15 protein-coding genes are annotated in these 21,067 nt (G+C 55.7%); 7 read left to right on the top strand and 8 right to left on the bottom strand.

Annotated features, from left to right (window positions below; translation table 11 throughout):
• Window positions 1-10: 10 nt before the first annotated feature.
• Entirely contained in the window at window positions 11-1,030 is a 1,020-nt protein-coding gene (tssA, locus tag M2375_RS05870; protein WP_259164532.1) for a type VI secretion system protein TssA, read from the bottom strand.
• 225 nt (window positions 1,031-1,255) lie between these two features.
• Here tssA and tssH point away from each other — a divergent pair, with 225 nt between their 5' ends.
• Complete coding sequence (tssH, locus tag M2375_RS05865) at window positions 1,256-4,018, top strand: type VI secretion system ATPase TssH (protein WP_259164531.1); 2,763 nt, start codon at window positions 1,256-1,258, stop codon at window positions 4,016-4,018.
• Window positions 4,019-4,146: 128 nt separating this feature from the next.
• Here tssH and tssG read toward each other — a convergent pair whose 3' ends face one another.
• From tssG to tssB, 7 genes are all read right to left on the bottom strand, one after another.
• Window positions 4,147-5,220, bottom strand: coding sequence for a type VI secretion system baseplate subunit TssG (tssG, locus tag M2375_RS05860; protein ID WP_259164530.1), 1,074 nt, complete (start codon window positions 5,218-5,220; stop codon window positions 4,147-4,149).
• 25 nt (window positions 5,221-5,245) lie between these two features.
• Window positions 5,246-7,114 (bottom strand): type VI secretion system baseplate subunit TssF, encoded by a 1,869-nt coding sequence (gene tssF, locus M2375_RS05855; RefSeq protein ID WP_259164529.1) that lies wholly within the window; start codon window positions 7,112-7,114, stop codon window positions 5,246-5,248.
• The gene (gene tssE / locus M2375_RS05850) at window positions 7,114-7,647 is read right to left on the bottom strand and encodes a type VI secretion system baseplate subunit TssE (protein WP_259164528.1); all 534 of its coding nucleotides are present in this window, start codon (window positions 7,645-7,647) and stop codon (window positions 7,114-7,116) included. The genes tssF and tssE overlap by 1 nt, the downstream gene beginning before the upstream one ends.
• An 8-nt stretch (window positions 7,648-7,655) precedes the next feature.
• On the bottom strand, window positions 7,656-8,456 hold the full coding sequence (locus tag M2375_RS05845) for a type VI secretion system accessory protein TagJ (RefSeq protein ID WP_259164527.1): 801 nt from the start codon (window positions 8,454-8,456) through the stop codon (window positions 7,656-7,658).
• Window positions 8,457-8,533: 77 nt separating this feature from the next.
• Window positions 8,534-9,073 carry a type VI secretion system tube protein Hcp gene (locus tag M2375_RS05840; protein WP_259164526.1) on the bottom strand — a complete coding sequence of 180 codons (540 nt, stop codon included), beginning with the start codon at window positions 9,071-9,073 and terminating at the stop codon, window positions 8,534-8,536.
• 40 nt (window positions 9,074-9,113) lie between these two features.
• Window positions 9,114-10,613: a type VI secretion system contractile sheath large subunit gene (gene tssC, locus M2375_RS05835; protein ID WP_259164524.1), complete on the bottom strand. Its 1,500-nt coding sequence runs from the start codon at window positions 10,611-10,613 to the stop codon at window positions 9,114-9,116.
• Window positions 10,614-10,654: 41 nt separating this feature from the next.
• Window positions 10,655-11,209: a type VI secretion system contractile sheath small subunit gene (tssB, locus tag M2375_RS05830; RefSeq protein WP_259164523.1), complete on the bottom strand. Its 555-nt coding sequence runs from the start codon at window positions 11,207-11,209 to the stop codon at window positions 10,655-10,657.
• Between the two features lie 222 nt (window positions 11,210-11,431).
• Between tssB and M2375_RS05825 the strand changes: the two genes are divergently transcribed.
• The 6 genes from M2375_RS05825 to M2375_RS05800 all read left to right on the top strand — a co-directional run bounded on the left by M2375_RS05825 (window position 11,432) and on the right by M2375_RS05800 (window position 20,988).
• Entirely contained in the window at window positions 11,432-13,582 is a 2,151-nt protein-coding gene (locus tag M2375_RS05825) for a type VI secretion system Vgr family protein (protein ID WP_259164522.1), read from the top strand.
• A gap of 16 nt (window positions 13,583-13,598) precedes the next feature.
• Complete coding sequence (locus tag M2375_RS05820) at window positions 13,599-13,850, top strand: hypothetical protein (RefSeq protein ID WP_259164521.1); 252 nt, start codon at window positions 13,599-13,601, stop codon at window positions 13,848-13,850.
• 89 nt (window positions 13,851-13,939) lie between these two features.
• On the top strand, window positions 13,940-18,871 hold the full coding sequence (locus M2375_RS05815; protein ID WP_259164520.1) for an RHS repeat-associated core domain-containing protein: 4,932 nt from the start codon (window positions 13,940-13,942) through the stop codon (window positions 18,869-18,871).
• Window positions 18,819-19,385, top strand: coding sequence for a hypothetical protein (locus M2375_RS05810; protein WP_259164519.1), 567 nt, complete (start codon window positions 18,819-18,821; stop codon window positions 19,383-19,385). The genes M2375_RS05815 and M2375_RS05810 overlap by 53 nt, the downstream gene beginning before the upstream one ends.
• 302 nt (window positions 19,386-19,687) lie before the next feature.
• Window positions 19,688-20,425, top strand: coding sequence for an RHS repeat-associated core domain-containing protein (locus tag M2375_RS05805; protein ID WP_259164518.1), 738 nt, complete (start codon window positions 19,688-19,690; stop codon window positions 20,423-20,425).
• Window positions 20,422-20,988 carry a hypothetical protein gene (locus M2375_RS05800; protein WP_259164517.1) on the top strand — a complete coding sequence of 189 codons (567 nt, stop codon included), beginning with the start codon at window positions 20,422-20,424 and terminating at the stop codon, window positions 20,986-20,988. Before M2375_RS05805 ends, M2375_RS05800 begins: the two co-directional genes overlap by 4 nt.
• Window positions 20,989-21,067 lie beyond the last annotated feature (79 nt).

Below are 21,067 nucleotides of genomic sequence, written 5' to 3'. Positions count from 1 at the left end.
ACAAAGGGGGTTACTGGTCAGAGGGCTCGGCGTCCGTGATGAACATCGCTTGGTTGAGGCCATCCGGCGCCATATGGCGCACGATGTCCATAAAGCCCATGTCCATGACTTTGATCGCACGCCGAATCAGCAGGGGTGCGGGATTGCTGGGCTCATGCTGTTCCAGATAGCGGCATACCAGCTCCAACTGCCGAATCGCATCCTTGCGGGAGTGCAGGTCTCCAACCATCGCTGCCATGGCGCCGAGCGCATGCGCCTCCGAAGGCTGAGTTGCAGCATTCCCGCTGGCCGCGACGTCGTCGGAGCGCATCAATTTGCAGATCTTCTCCAAGGGCCGGCGCAAGGCTTGCAGATCCGGTTCATAGTCGCTGCCCAGCTGTTCACGGCAGCGGCTCTGCAGCTGGGCGACCAAGTCCAGAATGCCCTCCAGCTGGTCCAATATGGGCGCACCCGCAGCCTGCCGCTGTTCTTCCAGAATCTGGGCGACCTGGTTGGTCGTGACAAAGATGCCATTGAGCTCGATGGATCCGCTGTCGTGCAAGCGCTCAAGGTCTTTGACGGTCAGTGCCCCGATGTGGCTTGGCAGCACTTCGCTTTGTCTCATGTCTGCCACGAGGGCGTTGATATCACCAAAATCGCAGAACACGCTGTAGCGCATATGGGGGTCGGCATCGCCATCCACATCCAGCTGCGGATGTACCTGCTCCCAAAACAATTGGCACACGGTGTGGACGCTTTGCAAGCCATAGTGCAGGCCTGCCAGACCATGCATGCGCGTGAGCGCCCGGGTGAGCCAGAGCAGCACACGCAAATCCTTGGTCTGGGCGGATAAGGCCGTTGCCAGTGCCAGCACCTGAGGCCAATCCGGCTCCTTGGCCGCAATCAAGGTGTCTCCGTATTGTTGCTCCGGACTGTGGATGGCCGCCGTCTCCAGCTCTGCATACTGGGTGTCGAACTCCGTGTTCTTGCCCGCAGGTTGCGCCTCTGATACAGGCGCGGCCCAGTCCAGGTCTATGTTGAAATCTTCCACTTTTTGCTCCCACAACATGCCATTGCATGGGCCGTCTCCATGACCCATACCCTGTGTCCGTCACTCCGATCAATGATAGCTTAATGCTGCTTATGGCATTAAACTCAATAGCTGTTATTTATTGAAAGTGCTGTGCTGCCAGCAAGTGCAGGGCGGGCCCCAGCCCTTCCCAGGCCATGTCGCAATGCAGTACTGCTTCTTGTCATCACATTTCTTGGAGCCCCCATGTCGGAGATCAGTCGCAGCCATCTGTTTGGCAAGTTGAACCCACAAGTCTTTCGTGCAGCAGAGGCCGCGACGGTCGCCTGCAAGCTTCGGGGCAATCCCTATGTGGAGCTGGTGCACTGGATTCATCAGATCCAGCAAGACCAGGATTCCGACTTTCGACGCATCACCAAGCATTTCAAGCTTGATGCGGCAGCGTTGGAAAAGGGCATGACCAGCGAGCTCGACCGGCTGACCCGTGGCGCTACCGCCATCGTGGATTTCTCTGAACATATCGACCTGGCCATTGAGCGCTCGTGGATCTACAGCAGTTTGCTGTTTGGGGATGATGTGATTCGCAGCGGATATCTGCTGGTCGGCATTCTCAAGACAGACAGCTTGCGTTCCGTGCTGCACCGCATGTCTCCGGAGTTTCGCAAGCTGCAACCTGACCTGGTGGTGGATTGCCTGCTTGCGGTGATCAAGGGATCTCCAGAAGATGGCCAGGTGGCCAATGATGGCTCCAGCACAAGCGCTGCGTCGCCTGGCGAGGCGAGTCAGGCCATGGCTTCCGACAAGCCCAAAGGCAGTGCGCTGCAAAAATACGCGCTCGACTTAACGGCCAAGGCCCGGGAGGGGCATCTGGACCCCGTTACAGGAAGAGACAATGAGATTCGCCAGATCATCGATGTGCTGCTGCGCAGGCGCCAAAACAACCCCCTGTTGACTGGCGAAGCGGGCGTGGGCAAGACGGCCGTCGTCGAAGGCTTTGCTGCCCGGGTGGCCACAGGTGATGTGCCACCGGCGCTGCGCGAGGTGTCGGTCTACACGCTGGATGTCGGGCTTTTACAGGCCGGAGCCAGCATGAAGGGCGAGTTTGAGCAGCGCCTGCGCCAGGTGGTGGATGAAGTCCAGAACAGCGCTAACAAGATCATCCTGTTCATCGATGAAGTGCACACGCTGGTGGGCGCGGGCGGTGCCCAGGGCACGGGCGATGCGGCCAATTTGCTCAAGCCTGCGCTGGCACGCGGCAACCTGCGCACCATAGGCGCCACCACTTGGGCTGAATACAAGAAGTACATCGAAAAAGATCCTGCCTTGACCCGCCGCTTTCAAGTCGTGCAGATCGATGAGCCGAGCGAAGACAAGGCCATTACCATGCTGCGCGGTATGACGGCGCAGATGGAATCCCACCACCAAGTGCTGATCCTGGACAAAGCCCTTGAGGCCGCGGTCCGGCTGTCACACCGCTACATCCCCGCCCGCCAATTGCCCGACAAAGCCGTCAGCCTGCTGGATACGGCTTGCGCCCGCGTCTCCTTGACCCAACATGCAACGCCTGTCCATCTTGAGGCTATCGACAGGGAAACCAGCCTGCTGCACACCGAGCGCGATTTGCTGGCGCGTGAGTCTTCCATCGGTATCGGCCACCGCGAACGCAGTCAGGCCATAGCAAGCCGTTTGGAGGAGCTCGATGTTGCCTCGAAGCTGCACCACGCGCGCTGGGAAAAGGAACATGCCTTGGTCAGCAGAATATTCACGCTGCGCCAACAGCTCAATCCCGATATGGCATTGGGCGTGCTGTCACCGCTTGCGTCGCAGCAAGCGCAGGGCATTGAAGACGGCGCAGGACAAAGCGCCCTCGCTAGCCCCTACGAGCGCGCTGCCCCAGAAGAGGCGCTTTCACAGCAGGCGCGTGATGCAGCCATGGCCCAGCTTGAACAATGCTTGGCGGAGCTCAGCCAGGTGCAGGGGGAAACACCGCTGGTGCTGCCCTCCGTCGATGAACAAGCCGTTGCCACAGTGGTGTCGGAGTGGACCGGGATTCCGGTCGGGCGCATGGTCAAAAATGAAATTGCGGCGGTACTTGCGCTGGCCGAAACCCTGGGAAAGAGGGTGGTTGGGCAAAGCCATAGCTTGGCAAAAATCGCGCAGCGCATACAGATCTCACGCGCCAGGGTGGAAGATGCATCCAAGCCCATTGGCGTTTTTATGCTGGTTGGACCCAGCGGCGTTGGCAAGACCGAGAGCGCATTGGCCTTGGCCGAGTCTCTGTATGGCGGGGAACACAATCTCATCACCATCAATATGAGCGAGTTTCAGGAGGCCCATACAGTCTCAACGCTCAAAGGTGCACCGCCGGGCTATGTGGGGTATGGCGAGGGTGGCGTTTTGACCGAGGCCGTTCGCCGCAAACCCTATAGCGTGGTGTTGCTCGATGAAATAGAAAAAGCCCACCCGGATGTGCATGAAATTTTCTTCCAGGTCTTTGACAAGGGCATCATGGAAGATGGGGAAGGGCGGCTCATCAACTTCAAAAACACCGTCATCATCCTGACCTCCAATGTGGGCTCAGACCTGATCATGAACATGTGCAGCGATCCGGACCTGATCCCTGATGCGGATGCGCTGGCTGTCAGCATGCGCGAGCCACTGCTCAAGGTTTTTCCTGCAGCGTTTCTGGGCCGTATGACCGTCGTTCCTTATTTCCCTCTGGCCCCTGACGTCATTTCAAAAATAGTTGCGCTCAAACTCACACGCATCCAACGCCGAATGGCAGAAAATCACGGCTGCGTTTTTGTATGGGATGATTCAGCAGTCGCTGCAATCATTGCAAGAGCGACCGACATCGAATCCGGTGGGCGCATGGTTGATGCCATTTTGTCCAACCATGTGCTGGCAGGCATCAGCCAAGAAATACTAAGCCGCACGATGGATGGCAGCGCACTCCACAGCGTGCAATTGTCCGCCGCAGACAGGGATTTTTCGCTGCAGTTTTCCTGAGCCATGACCCAAGGCGCTTGGCCAGCGCGGCCATGCGCCTTTGCGCTCGCCGGGAGCATCCTTACAAGCGCCGGCGCGGCGTATCAGCAGCCGACCGTACCCCGTTTCATGCGGGGCGAAAGCGATGGCTAAGGCTGGGCTTGGCGGGATGCCATCCGGTAGGCGTCGCGTTCTGGGTTCAGCCGCAGATCAGCGGCAGGCGTATTCTGGGGGCGCTTGCCCAACCATGTTGTCCAGCCCAGGCGGGTGCCGCCACCCAGCGCACTGCGGGGTACTTCGTCGGCCATGAGCTGCAGCTCCACCTCCCAGTCCATTTCGACCCCCAGGTAGTTGCGCACCCAGTCACGCAGCCGAAGGTTGTTGCATTCGGTAGGAAGAAAGCGCTCATAGAGCGACAAGGGCATGGCCCCCAAAGTCAGCCGAAAGCGGCTTTGAACATCCTCAATGCGGGCGCCGGCAATGGCATTGACACCGAGTTGGTTGTGGGCGCCGGCGCTCGATAGACGGGTTTGCTCCGATGGGTCAATCACGATCCAGCTGCTGACAAACTCTGTCAATCTGGCAGGCGTGGAAAAGTAATGCGTGACCAGTTGCTCCAGGCCCTCTGCATTGCGCGTCAAGCGCACCAAGTGGCTGCTGGCATACAGTTTGGCACTGTCTTGGACAGAATCGCGGCCCCAACTGCCATCAAAACCCATGCCGACCAGCGCACCGGCATACAGGCTGAACTTGTCCCTGCCCGGACTGTCGAGCTGAACGATAGGCTGCGCATCTGCCCAGGCGCGGTAAAAAAGGCTGATCAAGCGATGGTGAAACAGGTCGACAAAGTCGGCAGGGGAGCTATCGCCGTGGTTGTGCAGGCGCTCACGCACGTACTCTGTCAAATGCAGGGGCAAGCCGCCATTGGGGCCAAAAACCCCGAAGCTGAGAATCTTTACCGCTGCAGCTGACTGCTGCTGCAGCCCCTCGATGCTGTAGATGGTGGAAGAGGCAAACAAGGTCGATGGGTTTTGTCCCAACCGTACCGCGTCTTCTCGGGGCGTTCTCGAATACCCCAGCCGAGCGCCTGGGCTGCGGGCATCGATATGGCGTAGCAGCGCGAATAGATCGATGGACTCCACAGGCAAGGCCTGGTTATCGAGCCAAGACGCGAGCGTATTCTTCGCGCTATCTGCAGTCGCCTCGTTATTGTGGATCTCCATTGCCTCTATTCCCTCGGCCTTGGGGTCAAACATTGGGGCGCATGCCCATGCGGGCTGGCCAACGGGCGAATTCTCCCTTTTGAAGGGTGCTTATCTTCAATTTGGTGGCTGAGTTGATACCCACATGCCGCGCTATAAAGCGCTCCATGACGGCAGCAAACAGCCAGGGACTGCCGACACCAAATTTGGCCTGGTCCAGCGTGAGATGCACATCGACACCTCGGCAGAACAAAATAGGCCCCGCACGCGGCACCCGTGCGTGCATGGGCGTGACCTGCATACCTACCACAGCCTCCGTTTGCTGGGCCGAGTCGTGTTCGCTCAACAGTCCGTAAAGACTGAGCAGCTCACGCATCACTTTGGCACCTTCATGCGGTGTGGAGTCCGTCAACGTCTGGTAGTTGAGCTGCAAATGGCTGATCAGCAGCCAGGCGGTTCGCATTTCCGCGATGGCCGGGCTGGGGCGGGTCAGATGGCTGATCAACTCCACCTGGCGGATCGGCGCCGATATCATCAATTGCATATCGCGTTCGCCAGAACCTGTGATCAGCAATGACAGGTCTCGATTGGTGCACCACATCTCGGGCGCAATGCGGCTGAGGGCTCCATTGAAAGGCGCGTCCTGCCTGTCCACCAGCTGCACAAACACCTCGCTGCCGATATAACCCGTGCGCGGGCCATTTCTCTTGGCCACCTCCGAGAGTTTTCGGGGCTCGCGGCGCATTGAAAAATACGCCTGCGACGCAGTGCTAGCCAGTGACCCGAGCGTCTCATAAAGCGGGAAAAACTTCTGAACCTCGGTGTTGCTGGCATTGAATCCCTGTATCGAGGACACCGAATAAACCTCGTAGTCCAGCGGCCGTGTTTTATCTCCCATCAGGTGATGCTCGTAGTGGGCCATGGAGACATCAACCCGGTCGCCTCTTTTTGGGAATAGGTTGATGATGGGTGTGCAGAACAGGTGGAAGCTGTCCGCGTTTACCACTTTTTCCAAATCCGTGACGGGACGGTCAAAGTACACAACCAGCTCAAACCGCTGACCGGCGATTTTCTGCAGGATGGGACGCAAGCCGGCAATTTTAAAAAATCGAAATCGGTCAGGACAGGCGAAATACTCTTGAAGCAAGCGGTATCCGCCAAAGCTCTTCATTCCATAGGGAATGAGGCTCTCGTCCTCTTCAAACCCCATTCCTTGCACTTGCTCAGGCGCCAGCCAGACTCGGCGAGCACCACCTTCGTCCTGCCAATCGATGGCCGCTGCCACGCGCCGCCCGCAGACCAACTCCAGTAACAGCAATGCGCGCTCTAAAGAACCGGCGATATAGATTGGCAACTGGTCAAAATCCAGCGTCTGGATAGGACAGTCTCCAATAGAAGAGAAACCGATGGTCAGGCTACTGGCCACTTTTTGCGAACCCGTCGGGATGCGGACATCGCTGATCTGCCCTGCCATCAACGCATGTGTGATGCGCAGTGGCAGCAGTTCGACATCGTGGGCCGTCGAGAACTGGCAAGGCGTGACCTGTCCTGCAGAGAGCGGAGCCCGCACAGCCGAATGGCGAGGAACCAGGAAAGGCCCCGTCAGGCCTTTCTCACTTTCGCCAGGGTGCATGCGCACGATGCCCATGGCAGGCGTGGGTGCCAGGTAATGGGGGTAAATCAGCTCCAGCAGCCGCTGTGAGAATTTTGGAAACTCCGCATCCATCTTTAGCTGAATACGACCGGTGAGCAAGGCAAAGCTCTCGATCAGACGCTCGACAAACGGATCGGCAATTTCCGTGCCTTTCATCCCCAGTCTTCCCGCAATTTTTGGATGGGTCTGAGAAAATTCCTGGCCGAGCTCCCGAATAAACGACAGCTCGCGGTTGTAGTAATCGAGCAGGCGCGGATCCATCAGCTATCCCCTAACTGGTCCAGCAAAGACACCGATCCCGTCTCGAGATCGATACTCGATTTAAGCAGCATCTCAATAGGGTAGGGATGGGCCCATATCTGTCCCCTGATCTCGAAAACCACCATGTTGTGCGCAGCCTCGTTGTCGTTGGAGACATGGCTGCGCACGCTCAGCGTCTGCGCAATCACCCGGGGCTCATACAGCGCAATGGACTGGCGCATTTCTTGCTCTAAATCGGCCAGCTTGACATCCGAGGCCCGCTTACCGGAAAACGCGGGCAGGCCGAAATTCAACGTGGACTTGCGCACCTCGGCAAACGCCTGCATGTCCGCGTCCGTGTCGCAATTGGTGGCGTTGAGCAGCCAGGACAGGTCTCTCAAAATAATCTGGCGCAATTGCTTGCGCGTGATGGCAACCTCTGCCACCGTATCCTGCGCACGCTGGGGCGCATGGTCGGTGAGTCGATCCAACAGCGTAGGCAACAAGCTGTCAGCGGTTCCATGGGAGGGGAGGGTATTGCTAGTTCGCGGCATGGCAGGTCTCAGTCCTGGCGGGTTTCGCCATGGGAGTGGTCCAGCTGCAGATGCCGGATATCGAGGATCGACCTCTCTGCGGTGTCGGTTACCAGCAGCTTCACGCCCATGCCCACATGCGTCTGTCCGCGCGCCTCCCAGCCGGTGATGCGCGACTGCCGGTGCGCATCTTCTACCCCGTCGCCAAGCAACGGGTAGCGGGCTGGCAGCAGCATGGCATGTTTGCCCTCGTTGACGAGCGTGATATGCGCTGGCATCCACACCAGGTCACGCAGATCGGCGGGAGCGTCCAGGTGCAGCTCCCGGATGGCATCAAAGGGCAACCAGTAATAGCCCCCGTTCACGAATACCTCCAACACCGGCCCCAGTCGCGCATCTGCATCCGCTATCCACGCAAAATCATCCTGGTCCATGCGGCCCGGTGCGCCGATGGCCTCGTCCAGCGCACGCATACGCAAGTCCTGGGCCTTGGTTTCATGGCCACTGGCATCGGCGAGCAAGGCCTCCTTCAGGTAACTGATCCACTGGCCGGGCTGGCCCAATATGGAAGGCGAACGGAGGCCAAGAAAAATATCCTCACGCAATATCTCCGCTCTGATGGCCAAACGGTAGGCTTGCGCCAAGATCTGGTAGTCGCTGTCAAGCTGTGCCGCGATCTGCAATTGCGCCAAAGCCTTTTGCCAACGGCCATCCTGCACATACAGCTGGAACAGGTGAACGCGCAGCTTGCCATCCGCAGGCCTGTGCCGGATGGCGTCTTGTACCTCTGTAATTTTTGCGGCAAGGGTCGTCGGTGCCAGTTCGGTCATATCGGCGTTTTCCAGAGAGCTTGACAAGAAAAAGAGGGGCCCAATGCCCCTCCATAACAGCCGGGTGCTGAATCGATTTAGATTTTTTGGTTGAGCTTGATGTTGTAGCCGGCAGTGACGGCTCCACCCATATTGCCCTTGCTGTCCTGTCCCTTGCCGGTGACCGTGACTTTGGCAAAATTAAAGCCGCAATCAAACATCGGCTCGGTGGATTCAGCACCAGACAGATTGAGCGACGAGATAATCACGTCCTCCATCTTGATGTTCAGAAACTCTTGCTGGTCACCACCGGCCTTGCATGCCGAGATTTCCACCTTGCCGATGTGTTCGCCAGTGGCACACTTTTGCATCATCGTGGCAAAGCACTTGTCAAATTTGCCGCGAATGGTGATGTCTTGCCACTGTGCCTTGCCCGAGCCACCACCGCCGCCATAAGCAAAGGCACCTGCATTGGCGACGCCGCCAGCAATGGCTTCCACATGGATCCATCCCTGGTGCTTGGAATCCAAGGCCTCGCCTTCAACACCGTCGATCTTGCAATAGATATCGACCACGCCGCCCAAGCGCTGTTCGGGGGCCACATTAGCGACAGGACTGTTCAAACGATTGATTGCCATTTTTTCCTCCTTAAAAAATCAACTGAAAACAAAGAGACGGTTATGAGGTCATGGCCTGCTTTACCGACGGAAGCTTGGAGACCAAACGCAAAGAAACCGTAAGACCTTCAAGCTGGTAATGGGGCCGCAAGAAAAACTTGGCGGCGTAGTAGCCCGGGTTTTCCTCGATCTCTTCCACCACTACTTCTGCAGCTGCCAGCGGCTTCATCGCCTTGATGCCCTCGGATGAATTGGCTGGATCCCCATCGACATAGTTCATGATCCAGTTGTTCAACCAGCGCTCGACATCGTCACGCTCTTTGAAGGAGCCAATCTTGTCGCGCACGATGCATTTGAGGTAATGCGCAAAACGGCAGCAGGCGAAGAGATAAGGCAAGCGTGCCGACAGATTGGCATTTGCGGTGGCATCTGCGTCGTAATACTCAGCAGGCTTTTGCAATGACTGGGCGCCAATGAATGCTGCGACATCACTGTTTTTGCGATAAATCAATGGCATCAGGCCATTTTTTGCAAGCTCGGCCTCACGCCGGTCACTGATGGCAATTTCCGTAGGGCACTTGATATCGACTCCCCCGTCGTCACTGGGGAAAATATGCACGGGCAGATCCTCGACAATCCCTCCGGACTCCACACCCCGTATCGACGTGCACCAGCCGTAATGTTTGAACGAGCGGTTGATATTGGTCGCCATCGCATAAGCCGAGTTGGACCAGCAGAAATTGTTGTGCTTCTCGCCAGCGGTATCTTCTTCAAAATCGAAACCGTCAACTGGGTTGTCGCGGGTGCTGTAGGGGAGGCGGGCCAGGTACCGTGGCATGGTCAAGCCCAGATAGCGGGCATCGTCCGAGTCACGCAAGGCCCGCCATTTGATGTACTCGGTGTTGCCAAAGATCTTGGTGAGATCGCGTGGATTGGCCAGCTCTTGCCAGGACTCCATTTGCATCAAGCTCGAATCCGCTCCGGCGATAAACGGGCAGTGCGCCGATGCGGAAATCTTGGATATCTCGGTCAGGAGTGCCACATCCTGCGGGTTATGGTCAAAGAAATAGTCTCCGACCAAACAGCCAAACGGCTCGCCGCCGAACTGGCCATACTCCGCTTCGTACACTTTCTTGAAAATGGGGCTCTGGTCCCAAAGAATGCCTTTGTGGCGTTGAAGCGTGCGCCCGAGTTCCTTTTTGCTGATATTGAAGACCTGGATCTTCAGCATTTCATCGGTTTCGGTGTTGTTGACCAGGTAATGCAGGCCCCGCCAACTGCCTTCCAGGCGCTGAAAATCCTCGTGGTGGATGATCTTGTTGATCTGCTCGGATAACTTGCGGTCAATCTCAGCAATCATGCCTTCCACCGTGCGATAGGCATCGCTGGAGATGATATTGGTATGCGCCAAGGCGTGCTCAGCCAAGGTGCGCACCGCCGAAATCACGGCTTCCTGGGCCTGGTCGGTTTTAGGCTTGAACTCTTTGGTAAGTAGCGTGGCAAAAGCATCATGCTCAAGAACTGCCGTCTGGCCTGATTCCAGTTTTTCAGTATTCGCCATGCTTTGTTCCTTGGGTGGGGGTTGTTCGCCGTGCGTAGGTATTACTCTTGTTCACCAGGTTTTCCCTCTGGCTGTGCTTGGGTTGACGGGGTAGATGACAAGGCTTTCATCAGTGCTGGATCGTTGAGCACCCTGGCAATCAGGTCTTCAGCACCTGATTTACCGTCCATATAAGACAAAAGATTTGCCAACTGGGTACGCGCTTCCAGCAGGGTATTGAGCGAGTCCACTTTTCTGGCCACAGCGTCTGGGGAAAAGTCATCCATGCTGTCAAACGTGATGTCGATAGCCATGTTGCCGTCACCCGTCAAGGTATTCGGAACCTGGAACGAGACCCGGGGTTTGATCGCCTTCATCCGGTTATCGAAGTTATCGACATCGATTTCCAAGAATTTGCGATCTCCCACTTCAGGCAATGGATCAGCAGGTTTGCCCGATAAATCTGCCATCACACCCATCACAAAAGGCAGCTGGATCTTTTTTTCTGATCCGTACACCTCCACGTCGTATTCGATCTGCACCCGTGGCGCACGATTGCGAGCGATGAATTTCTGCCCGCTTTTACCTCTAGCAGCCAAGCGCTGCTTGATGTTCATGCTCGTTGTCATATCTCCGCTCCCGAATGGTTTGACAAATCAAAATAAGAAATACATATCAACCACTTGCGTTGCAATTCGCATCAATTTCCATGACCGCTAAATGCTATCGATAGTCGTTTTCATGAATTTTTAGCTATCATACTTGCTAAAATTTATCGAAACAATACTTTTGATAGCATTGATGTATCAGGACAACTTTTTGAATAGGAGTCTGGGACTATGAGCCGCACCTTCACCGCCCACTGCAGCTTGGGCGATCAGCTTGAGTTCCGCTCGCTCAGAGGCAACGAGCAGATCTCGCGCTTGTTTGAGTACCGGGTTCGCTTGCTCAGCCAGAACCCAGCGATTGACGCCAAGAGCCTGCTGGGTCAGGACATGACGATTGAAGTTGACCTCACCACCGAGATCGGTGGCTCTGGCAAACGCTACATGTCCGGCCAGGTGGTGCAGTGGAGCAGCATCGGCCGAGATGGGAACTACATTGCCTATGAAGCGGTGCTCAGGCCCTGGCTCTGGCATGCGAGCAAACGTTCGGACTACAAGATATTCCAGTTCAAAACCGTTCCTCAGATCGTCGAGGAAGTGCTGGGGCCCTATGGCTTCACGATAGAAAACAAGCTGATCGGCAACTATCGCAGCTGGGACTACATCGTCCAGTATGGTGAGAGTGACTTTAACTTCGTCTCACGCCTGCTAGAGATGGAAGGTGCGTACTTTTTCTTCGCGCACAGCATGGGAAGCCACCGCCTGGTGCTGGGCGATGATGTCGGCTCGCACAGCCCACTGCCCAATGGCGCGACGTCTATTCCCTACTACAGCGGTGACAGAGCCGCCCATGTGAAGGATGAAGACTTCATCGACACCTGGAATTTTGCGGAAGATATTGCGTCCGGCTACTTCATCGCAGACGACTACGATTTCACCAAGCCCAGAGCAGTCTTGGACACCCGCCAAGCCCAGCCGGCTGGTCACACCGAAGACAGCCGCGAGGTCTACAACTGGCCTGGCGGCTATAAGGACCTTGAGGATGGTGAGAACTATGCACGGGTGCGTATCGAGCAACAAAAAGCGCAGCGCGAAGTGGCCCACGGTGAGGGTAATGCCAGAAACATCGCACCAGGCTATCTGTGCAGCTTGCAAAAATACCCTCGCGCGGACCAGAACAAAGAGTATCTGATCGAGTCAGCGCTCTACCGGTTTGAAGAGAACGTGCGCAGAAGTGACGGTTCGGGCAGCGGCAGCCGTGGCGGCACTGACAGTCCCACCACTTATCGCATCAGCTTTGGCGTAGTGCCAAAAACCACCGCTTATCGCAGCCAGCGCATCACCCCCAAGCCCAACACCACAGGGCCCCAAACTGCCGTCGTCACCGGGCCGGCGGGTGAGGAAATCTACACCGACACCTTCGGCTGCATCAAGGTGCAGTTCCACTGGGACCGCTATGGCACCCAAGACGAAAACTCCAGCTGCTGGATTCGTGTCTCGCAAACCTGGGCCGGCAGCAACTACGGCAGCATGCACATCCCACGCATCGGCCAAGAGGTGATCGTCGACTTTCTCAACGGTGATCCCGACCACCCCATCGTTACCGGCCGGGTCTACAACGCCATGCAGATGCCGCCCTGGGATTTGCCAGCCAATAAAACCCAGTCCGGCATCAAGACCAACTCCAGCAAGGATGGCGCCCCCGGAGCCGGGGAGAAAGACGGTGCAGGCGATGCCAACGCCATCCGCTTTGAAGACAAAAAAGGCCAGGAACAGCTGTGGCTGCATGCGCAAAAAGACCAGCTCACCGAGGTAGAGAACGACGAAGACAAGTGGGTGGGAAATGACCGGCGCAAAACCGTTGACGGCAATGAGACCAATGCCATCCACAAAAACCGCACGGAGACGGTCGACGGCAACGAAACCATCACCGTGCACCAAAACCGCACCCGCACTGTTGACCGCAACGAGGACGTGACGATCAAACAGAACCGTACCAAGACAGTCCTCAAAAACGAGACCGACGAGATCAAGAAAAAGTGGGATATCACCGTGGGTCAAATTCGGTCGGAGAAGGTTGGCCTGCTGTCCAACTTTAACGTCGGCATGGTTCATTCGGAGAACGTTGGCCTGGCCCATAGCTCCATTGTGGGAGGTAAACGCATTGAAATCAGTGCCTTGGACAAGACTGAGGTAGTCACCGGCCCGCGTACCACCACCGTCAAAAGCGACACATTGACCGTGGAGGAGACGCAAAAAATCACAGCCAAGAAGATTGAAATCAGTGCCAGTGAAGAAATTCTGCTCTCCTGCGGCTCCAGCAGCGTTCGCTTGAACAAAGAGCTCATTCAGATCCTCTCTGATCTGGTGCGTATCAATTGCTGAACCGGGGAGCCACCCCATGAAAGCCATTGTCGAGTTAGTACACACGGATCGCGGCATGTATGCCGCCAGGCTGGAAGACACCGACCAATACGCCGTCTTCGAGCTGTTTGACCGGCATGCCCCCCAACGCGGGGACTGGATCACACACGCCAGCTTCCCCAGCACCGGCAACCAGGTCTATCGCAACCTCAGCCAGGGCCAAAGCATAGAGGTAGTCGCCAAAGGGGTGTACAGCCGTTCCGCAGCCCAGCGGGCTTGCCTGCTGTAAGGCGCCGACCCACTACGGCCCCCCATCCCTATGTGTCTGTAAGCGTCTCTGTACGTATCTAAAAAATTTCAAATGAATTGGATTCAACCATGAGTGGAAAAGCAGCAGCCCGCATCGATGACAAAGTCAAATACGCGCGGATCGTGACAGGCTCGCGCACCGTGCTGATAGGTACCCAGGGCGGGGTGGCGTGTTCCGTCTGCCCGGGCGGCAAGGCGGTCGGTAACCCCGTCAACCCGCAGCTGGGTGCCAAGGTCCTGTCCGGTTCTTCTGATCTAGATTTCGCATTGCCCGGCGCGATGCCTGTGGTCTGGCAGCGCCAGTACAGCAGCTACGTCAACGCGCAGCATGGCGGCCACTGCGGAGTGCTGGGCTATGGCTGGGGCCTTCCAACGGACTTGCGGATAAAGGTGGAGGCAAGCGCAACCTTGCTGCATGACAGCCAGGGCCGAACCATTACTTTCGATGCGCTTTCCGCTGGGGAGTCTATTTACAGCCCCAGCGAAGATATCTGGCTGCTGCGCTCGGGCACGCATCCGGGCAATCTCGCACAAGATCTGGCCTCCATGACGGGAGCTGCCAAGTTCACCGAGCCCGGTGCAGCAGATAGTTTTGAAGCCCCGCCACCGCGCAGCCAGCAGGCGCCTTTGTGGTGGCGCGGGCGCTTCTCTTGGATTCGGCGCGATATGGCCTGCGGCGATTTGCTGATCTTGGCGGCCAATGGCAGCGGCGACACGATTTGGGTGTTTGCTCCCGCCAACTGGCAGGCGATTGAAGCGGCGCGCAAGGCGATAAAGGCGCAACTTGCCGCTGGCAAGTCGGTCACGGTGACCGAGCCGGAGGTCGATCCCAACTGGATCCTGCTGGGCAAGGTAGACCGCCTGGGCCGTTCCCAGCGCTACCACTGGTCCAAAGTTTTGGGTCAGGAGCGCATCACCGCGATCGACGATGGCGTGAGCCGTGGCTACCAGCTGCACTACACGCAGGCGATTGCCGCGCAGGATGCCCAGCACTTTCACCATAAAGACGCTGATGAAGAACAGCACTTCTTCTGGCAAGCCGACAGCGGCGTGCGCCTGGCGCGGGTGGATCTCAGCCGCGACCCTTCCACCCCCATGTTGCAGACCGAGTCCATCACCTTGGTGCAGTACAGCTACAGCGCCGAAGGCGACCTGATCTCCGTCACCAACCGCCACGGCCAAGTGGTGCGCCGCTTTGCCTGGCGCAACCATTTGATGATTGGCCACCAAGAGCGCAGCGGGCCGGAGCACCACTATGCGTATGACCGCTATGAGCCCGGTGGCCAGGCGATCGAGCAGCGCAACCAAGAAGGCTTGGACTACCGGTTTGACTACCAGGTATTGCCGGAGGTAGATGGCCAGCCAAGGCGAGCTTGCGTGGTGACTGACAGTCTGGGCCGGGTAGACAAGTACATCTTTCAAGGCGAAGCCGGCCTGGCGCGACTGGTAGAACACACCCGGCCTGATGGCAGCACCATCAAACGCAAGTACAACCAATACGGCCATCTCACCGAAGTGACAGACCCGCTGGGCCGCAGCGTATACATGGCCGTCAGCCCCATGGGCCAGCTGCTAGCAACGCAGAGCCCAGACGGATCGCGCAGCAGCCAACGCTTTGACGACACCACCAACCTGCTGCAAAGCAGTACGGATGCCGCAGGCCGCACAACCCATTACGAGTACGACTTCCACGGCCGCATGACCCGGGTGACCTTGCCGGGTGGCAGCAGCGAGCAGTACCACTACCCCGACATCACCGGAACCCCCACCGACCTGGCGATCCGCGCCAACGCCGACAAGCCCATCCGCATCACCGATGCCAATGGCCGCGACAAACATATCGCCTACACCCCCACCGGCCAGACCGCCAGCTACACCGACTGCTCGGGCCACAGCACCCACTACGAATACAACCGCTGGGGCCAGACAGAAGCGCTCACCAACGCGCTGGGCGAGCGGGTGCGCTATCGCTATGACGAGCAAGACCAGCTCCAGGCCGTGCACTATCCTGATGGGAGCACGGAGCATTACCAGCACGACGCGCAGGGCCAGGTGGTAGAAGTCAAAGCGGGACGTAGCAATGACAGAGACGGCAAAACTCCCGTCAGCACCACCGCCGCCAGTGTGCGAATGGCCTACGACCTGTGGGGCCGCTTGGTGCAGCGCAGCCACGCAGGCCAGCATCTGGGCTTTGCCTACGACACAGCAGGGCGCCTGACCCAGCTCACCAATGAGAACGGCGAGCACACCCGTTTTAGCTGGGATGTGATGGACCGCTTGACGCAAGAAACAGGCTTTGACGCCCGGGTGCAAAGCTACGAGTACGACGCCGCCGGCCAGCTCACGCAATCCTCAGACGGCTGGGCTGCAGAGCAAAGCTTGGCTACGCACATCAGCCACTACGAATGGACAGTGACTGGTCAACTCGCCGCCCGCCATCTGCCAGCAACTGAGCTGCTGCCCGCTACCACCCAACGCTATGAATGGGGCAAGGTGGGGGAGCTGCTGCAGGCGAGCGTGTGGCACCAAAGAGAAAACGACGGCGAAGGCCCAAGCCGCCATCCAGCCCAAGAAGGCATCTTGCAAAGCCAGGCAGTCATCGAGCGCGATGCTGCAGGCCGGGTCATCGGAGAAGTCCAGCGTCTCTACAAAACCCCCACCTCGGGTGATTTGCAAGACCCGTTCTTTGTCCCCGAGGTTGAGTTCGAACACCGCATTAGCCACCAGCTGGATGCCCTGGGCAACCGCCAAGGCAGCCAGCTCCAAGGCCTGGGCGAAGTGGGCTATTTACTCTACGGCGCGGGCCACGTGCACGACATCACCTGGCAAGGCGAGAGCCTCGTCAACTTCGAACGCGACGCGCTGCACCGAGAAGTCCACCGCCAAGTCCTCACCGACATCAATAGCGCAACACCCGGCGAGAACACCGCCAAACCCCTCTACCGCAAGCTCAGCTGGGATGCAGCTGGGCGTATGGAAACCATGCAGTGGCTGGGCCTGGAGCAAGGCAGCGCGCTGGATGACATGCTCTCCATCCCAGGGGCATCCCAGGGCGCAGGCAATACCAGCCGCGTCCCGCAAACCCTGCTAGGCGCCATGAGCGCCCGCCAGTACTACTACGACAGCCTGGGCCAAATGGTCGGCATGCGCAGCCACGCCGGCATCAGCCGCTTTGCCTACGACGGGGCAGGGCGCCTAACAGGCGCGCACACGCCGCACGCCGGATCCCAGCGCTGGCAGTTTGACCCGGCAGGCAATCGGCTACCCATCGCAGGCCCCGAGACAAAGACCGTCACCCCAGACCACATCACCGGCCACCTCAACGAAACCGACCGCCTGCGCGCCCAGCAACGTGCCGCTGCACAAGCCAACCCCATCAGCAAAGAGCAACTGCTGCGCAGCGACTTCAATCCGCTCCAAGCTGACCCTGACCCGACTCAAAATCAGCCGCTGCACACCAGCAAACGCTGGGCCGGCAACCGCGTGGCCTATTACGAGAACCAGGAAGACGCTAGCAGCGCAGGCGCGAAGATCCACTACCAATACGACAGCCGGGGCAACCGGGTGCAGAGTTTGGACGAGGCCACGGGCCGCAAGCTAGAGCTGACGTATGACAGAGGAAACCAGCTGGTGCAAGTAATCGTCACAGAAAACGAAAAACAAACCGCCCAGCAGTATCGCTACGACGCCTTTGGACGGCGACTAGCCAAATACAACATGCCGGCCAACTCAGAAGCAGGTGACCTGAGCGAAACAGATTACTTCGGCTGGGATGGCGACCGCTTGATCCATACCGAGCGGTTCAACAGCGCGAACGTGAAGGACAACGAAGGCACTGCCCAACCAGAAGTCATCCACACCATCTACGAGCCTGGATCCTTCACCCCACTCATCCAACTGCGCAGAGCCACCAAAGCTGAACCAGACCTGGGCGATGCACTGCTGGCCAACACCTCACCAGGCGTGGTGCAAGACGCCTTGCGCAGCGCTCTTGCTGATATCAAGGCGCTGAACGCCTCCTTGCCCCAGAACATCGCTTATCTCTCCATGTCTAAGGATGTGCAGGCTTTTATGCGCGAGCAGCTGCAGGACTACGAGCAAACGGTGAGCGACCAACGCAAAGAAGCCGCAGAAAAGGTAGAGATCCGCCACTACCTGTGCGACCACCTGGGCACGCCCAATGCCTTGATCCGGGAGGACAGTAGGCTGGACTGGGCGGTGCAATTAGATGCCTGGGGCAATGTGCGGGAGGAGCATAACCCAGATGACTTGTACCAGCCGATTCGCCTGCCGGGGCAGCATGCGGATAGGGGCACGGGGCTTTATTACAACAGGCATCGATATTATGAGTCGAATCTAGGGGTTTACATAAATGAAGACCCTATAGGCTTGAACGGTGGTTCAAACAAATCAAATTATTCGTGGAGTAAACCCCTCGATACATATGACCCTACTGGACTAATTCCGCCCTTAATAGCTATAGCACTGTTCACTGCAATAGGAGGCGTAACCGGTGGAGCTGCAAATTATGTAAAACAAAAATTCATTGATAAAAAATGTAGAGTTAACAGAAGAGATATTGCTAACGGATTTTTTTGGGGAGCAGCTGGAGGCGCGGCAATGCCATTTGTGGGGACCAGTGCGATAGGCGCAATGGGGGTCGGGGGAGTGGCTGGAGTTGCTCAGTATGTCAGCGGCGGAGTTATTAATAATGAATCAATAAACGTGCAAAGCGCAGTCATTAATGGAGCCATGGGTGCTGCAGGCGGAGGCATTGGAGGGGCATTCATAAATAAAATGCCTTGGATCCCACCAAAAGGTTGGATGGGTGTAAGGCCGTATGATGGCCAGCCAATGCCTCAGTTAGTTTATGATAATGCTCTTAAAGACACCTTGCAATCAAATTTGTCTATCAAATCGATTGGTCAAGGCGCTGCTGGAGCTCAGCTTGGCAATCAAACTGAACTTCCGTGTCTTACATGCGAGCCTAAATGTGAATAAATATAAATATCAACTTGATCTTGCAACGGAAATCGTTTGGCCAAGAGGTATTGCCGGAATAACTGTTATTTTTATTGGCACGCTTTCAACATTTATTCTTCTGAAGATTTCATTTACTGACTTGAATGATTATCGAAAGATTTATCACTGGCACCAAACTAACGCATCCATTCAGGAATTTTCAGTTGAGAAGAATCTTGTGCAGATAAAGTACAGTTATAAAGTGGACGGAGTTTATTACACCAATTCGAAAATAGGCACCACAGCGGTTGAAAAAGTTGACATCAGCAATAATCAAATATATGAATTAACTGCACGTCAAAAGGACAATAAGCCAATCCAAATAAAGTTTAATCCAAAAAATGTAGCAGAATCAGTTTATTTATCAGACCCCAATGAAATCTATTACAGTATTTTCATTGCTGTATTCTCTATTTTTTCTGCGATGCTTCATGCATTACTAGCGGCAAATAGATTAAAAAACTATATCAGTGGGCGTGAATTAAAGTTATAGAGGCTTTTGAAGGTGCAAAACTTCAACTGAATAAATTAAGTGCAGCTGAACCCCTCAGGACTCACTCACTCAAATTAATATTTTATATTGCCAAGCAATCTATCCATTATCACGAGGCAAAGTGTCCTTGGCGACACCAAAGCACTTAATTTATCCTTTCCACAGGATTTCGCCTTTATGTCCATGTCCAAAGATGTGCAAGCCTTTACGCGCGAGCAACTGCAGGACTACGAGCCAAAGGTGAGGGCCCCAAAAAAGAAGCCGCGTAAAAATTAGAGATTCACAAAGACTCGTGCGACCACTTGGCAACGCCAAATGCCTTGATTCGGGAAGACAGCCGGCTGGATTGGGCGGTGCAATTAGATGCCTGGGGGAATGTGCGGGCGGAGCATAACCCCGCTGACTTGTACCAGCCGATTCGGCTGCCGGGGCAGCATGCGGATGGAGAGACGGGGCTTTATTACAACCGGCATCGGTATTATGAGTCGCTGCTTGGAAATTATCTTAATCAAGATCCCATTCGTCTGGCTGGGGGATTTAATATCTATGCATATCCTATAAATCCAATTTCATTTTACGACTCGATAGGACTGCAGAAAGTTTCGATGGGAACAAGGAACGGCGGCTCGCAAAAGGCAGCCCTAGTATTCGATAAAACCTACCCGCAGGCTGATCTGGACATCCAGACGGCCAACACAATATCCTTGCCGCAATATGATATTGGAGGGGCAGCAAGCGGTAAAAAGCCGTGGCAGGAATTAAGCCCTTACGAATATTCTCAGTATTGCCAAAAGTGGAGTAAAAATAAGCTCAGTTGCATGCCTAATGATAGAGAGCCAGGAAAAGATGTGAAATACCCGAAAGACTATATACCTAATGGCGTATGGAAGTCATCTGAACTACCCCAAGGATATTCCTGTGAGACGCCCTATTACTTTCCAGAAATTCAAGGTGCGGGCTCCGCTTCAACAGCTGATTTTTCGGATTTGGCAGACATAGGTGCCAAAATTCTAAGGAACAGATCTGGAGCAAGAAAATGAACATCAAAAGATTCGTGTTATTTATGATTCCTTTAATCACGCTTAATGCATCAGCAATGACAGATGATAAATGTGGAGCATTTTATATTAAAGATAGCATCATCGCTGCATTTCCGTTGATAAAATATAAAGATAAATGGATATGGTATAAAAAAGAAAGGCCCGAATATGCATGGGTAGCAGAAACAGGATTTTATGAAAATGGAAAATTTAGAGGGAATGGGTTTGGATTCATGGCGTCAATAGGTTCCGCAAATTTGGAAAATACACCTAGGAGAGAAGGTACTCTCAACGAGCTCATAGATTTCGCTGGAAAGAATGCATTTTTAACAAAGGAATCGCCATTCTACAAAATGAAATCAGTAAACAATTCAATTATGTACTCATCTCAAATCTCAGCCAAAGTAATCACTGGAGAGCTCATAATGCTGGGAACACAAAATATAGAGGCCGTTAAAATTTCGAAATTTCAGAATCCTACTCACATGAGGTTGCAAGCGATTCTTCCGGAAGGCGATGAGTCATATGTATGTTATCCAAAACTTGAGAAAGTTTCCCCATAGATCCCGTTTACTTTACCCAGAGTTGGACGGTGCTAGGGACGCTGCAATAGCAGACGTCACAAATTATACTGACGCAATA

The organism is Comamonas sp. BIGb0152, from assembly GCF_024809975.1.
Taxonomy (GTDB): Bacteria; Pseudomonadota; Gammaproteobacteria; order Burkholderiales; family Burkholderiaceae_C; genus Comamonas.
Note: the sequence above shows the minus strand (reverse complement) of the source record. Positions and strands in the feature narration are given on the sequence as shown.

What these genes read in the sequence shown, in the direction of transcription:
- tssH (WP_259164531.1), top strand. Translation starts at nt 1,256, where the DNA reads ATGTCGGAGATCAGTCGCAGCCATCTGTTTGGCAAGTTGAACCCACAA.
- tssG (WP_259164530.1), bottom strand. Translation starts at nt 5,220, where the DNA reads ATGGAGATCCACAATAACGAGGCGACTGCAGATAGCGCGAAGAATACG.
- tssF (WP_259164529.1), bottom strand. Translation starts at nt 7,114, where the DNA reads ATGGATCCGCGCCTGCTCGATTACTACAACCGCGAGCTGTCGTTTATT.
- tssE (WP_259164528.1), bottom strand. Translation starts at nt 7,647, where the DNA reads ATGCCGCGAACTAGCAATACCCTCCCCTCCCATGGAACCGCTGACAGC.
- M2375_RS05845 (WP_259164527.1), bottom strand. Translation starts at nt 8,456, where the DNA reads ATGACCGAACTGGCACCGACGACCCTTGCCGCAAAAATTACAGAGGTA.
- M2375_RS05840 (WP_259164526.1), bottom strand. Translation starts at nt 9,073, where the DNA reads ATGGCAATCAATCGTTTGAACAGTCCTGTCGCTAATGTGGCCCCCGAA.
- tssC (WP_259164524.1), bottom strand. Translation starts at nt 10,613, where the DNA reads ATGGCGAATACTGAAAAACTGGAATCAGGCCAGACGGCAGTTCTTGAG.
- tssB (WP_259164523.1), bottom strand. Translation starts at nt 11,209, where the DNA reads ATGAACATCAAGCAGCGCTTGGCTGCTAGAGGTAAAAGCGGGCAGAAA.
- M2375_RS05825 (WP_259164522.1), top strand. Translation starts at nt 11,432, where the DNA reads ATGAGCCGCACCTTCACCGCCCACTGCAGCTTGGGCGATCAGCTTGAG.
- M2375_RS05820 (WP_259164521.1), top strand. Translation starts at nt 13,599, where the DNA reads ATGAAAGCCATTGTCGAGTTAGTACACACGGATCGCGGCATGTATGCC.
- M2375_RS05815 (WP_259164520.1), top strand. Translation starts at nt 13,940, where the DNA reads ATGAGTGGAAAAGCAGCAGCCCGCATCGATGACAAAGTCAAATACGCG.
- M2375_RS05800 (WP_259164517.1), top strand. Translation starts at nt 20,422, where the DNA reads ATGAACATCAAAAGATTCGTGTTATTTATGATTCCTTTAATCACGCTT.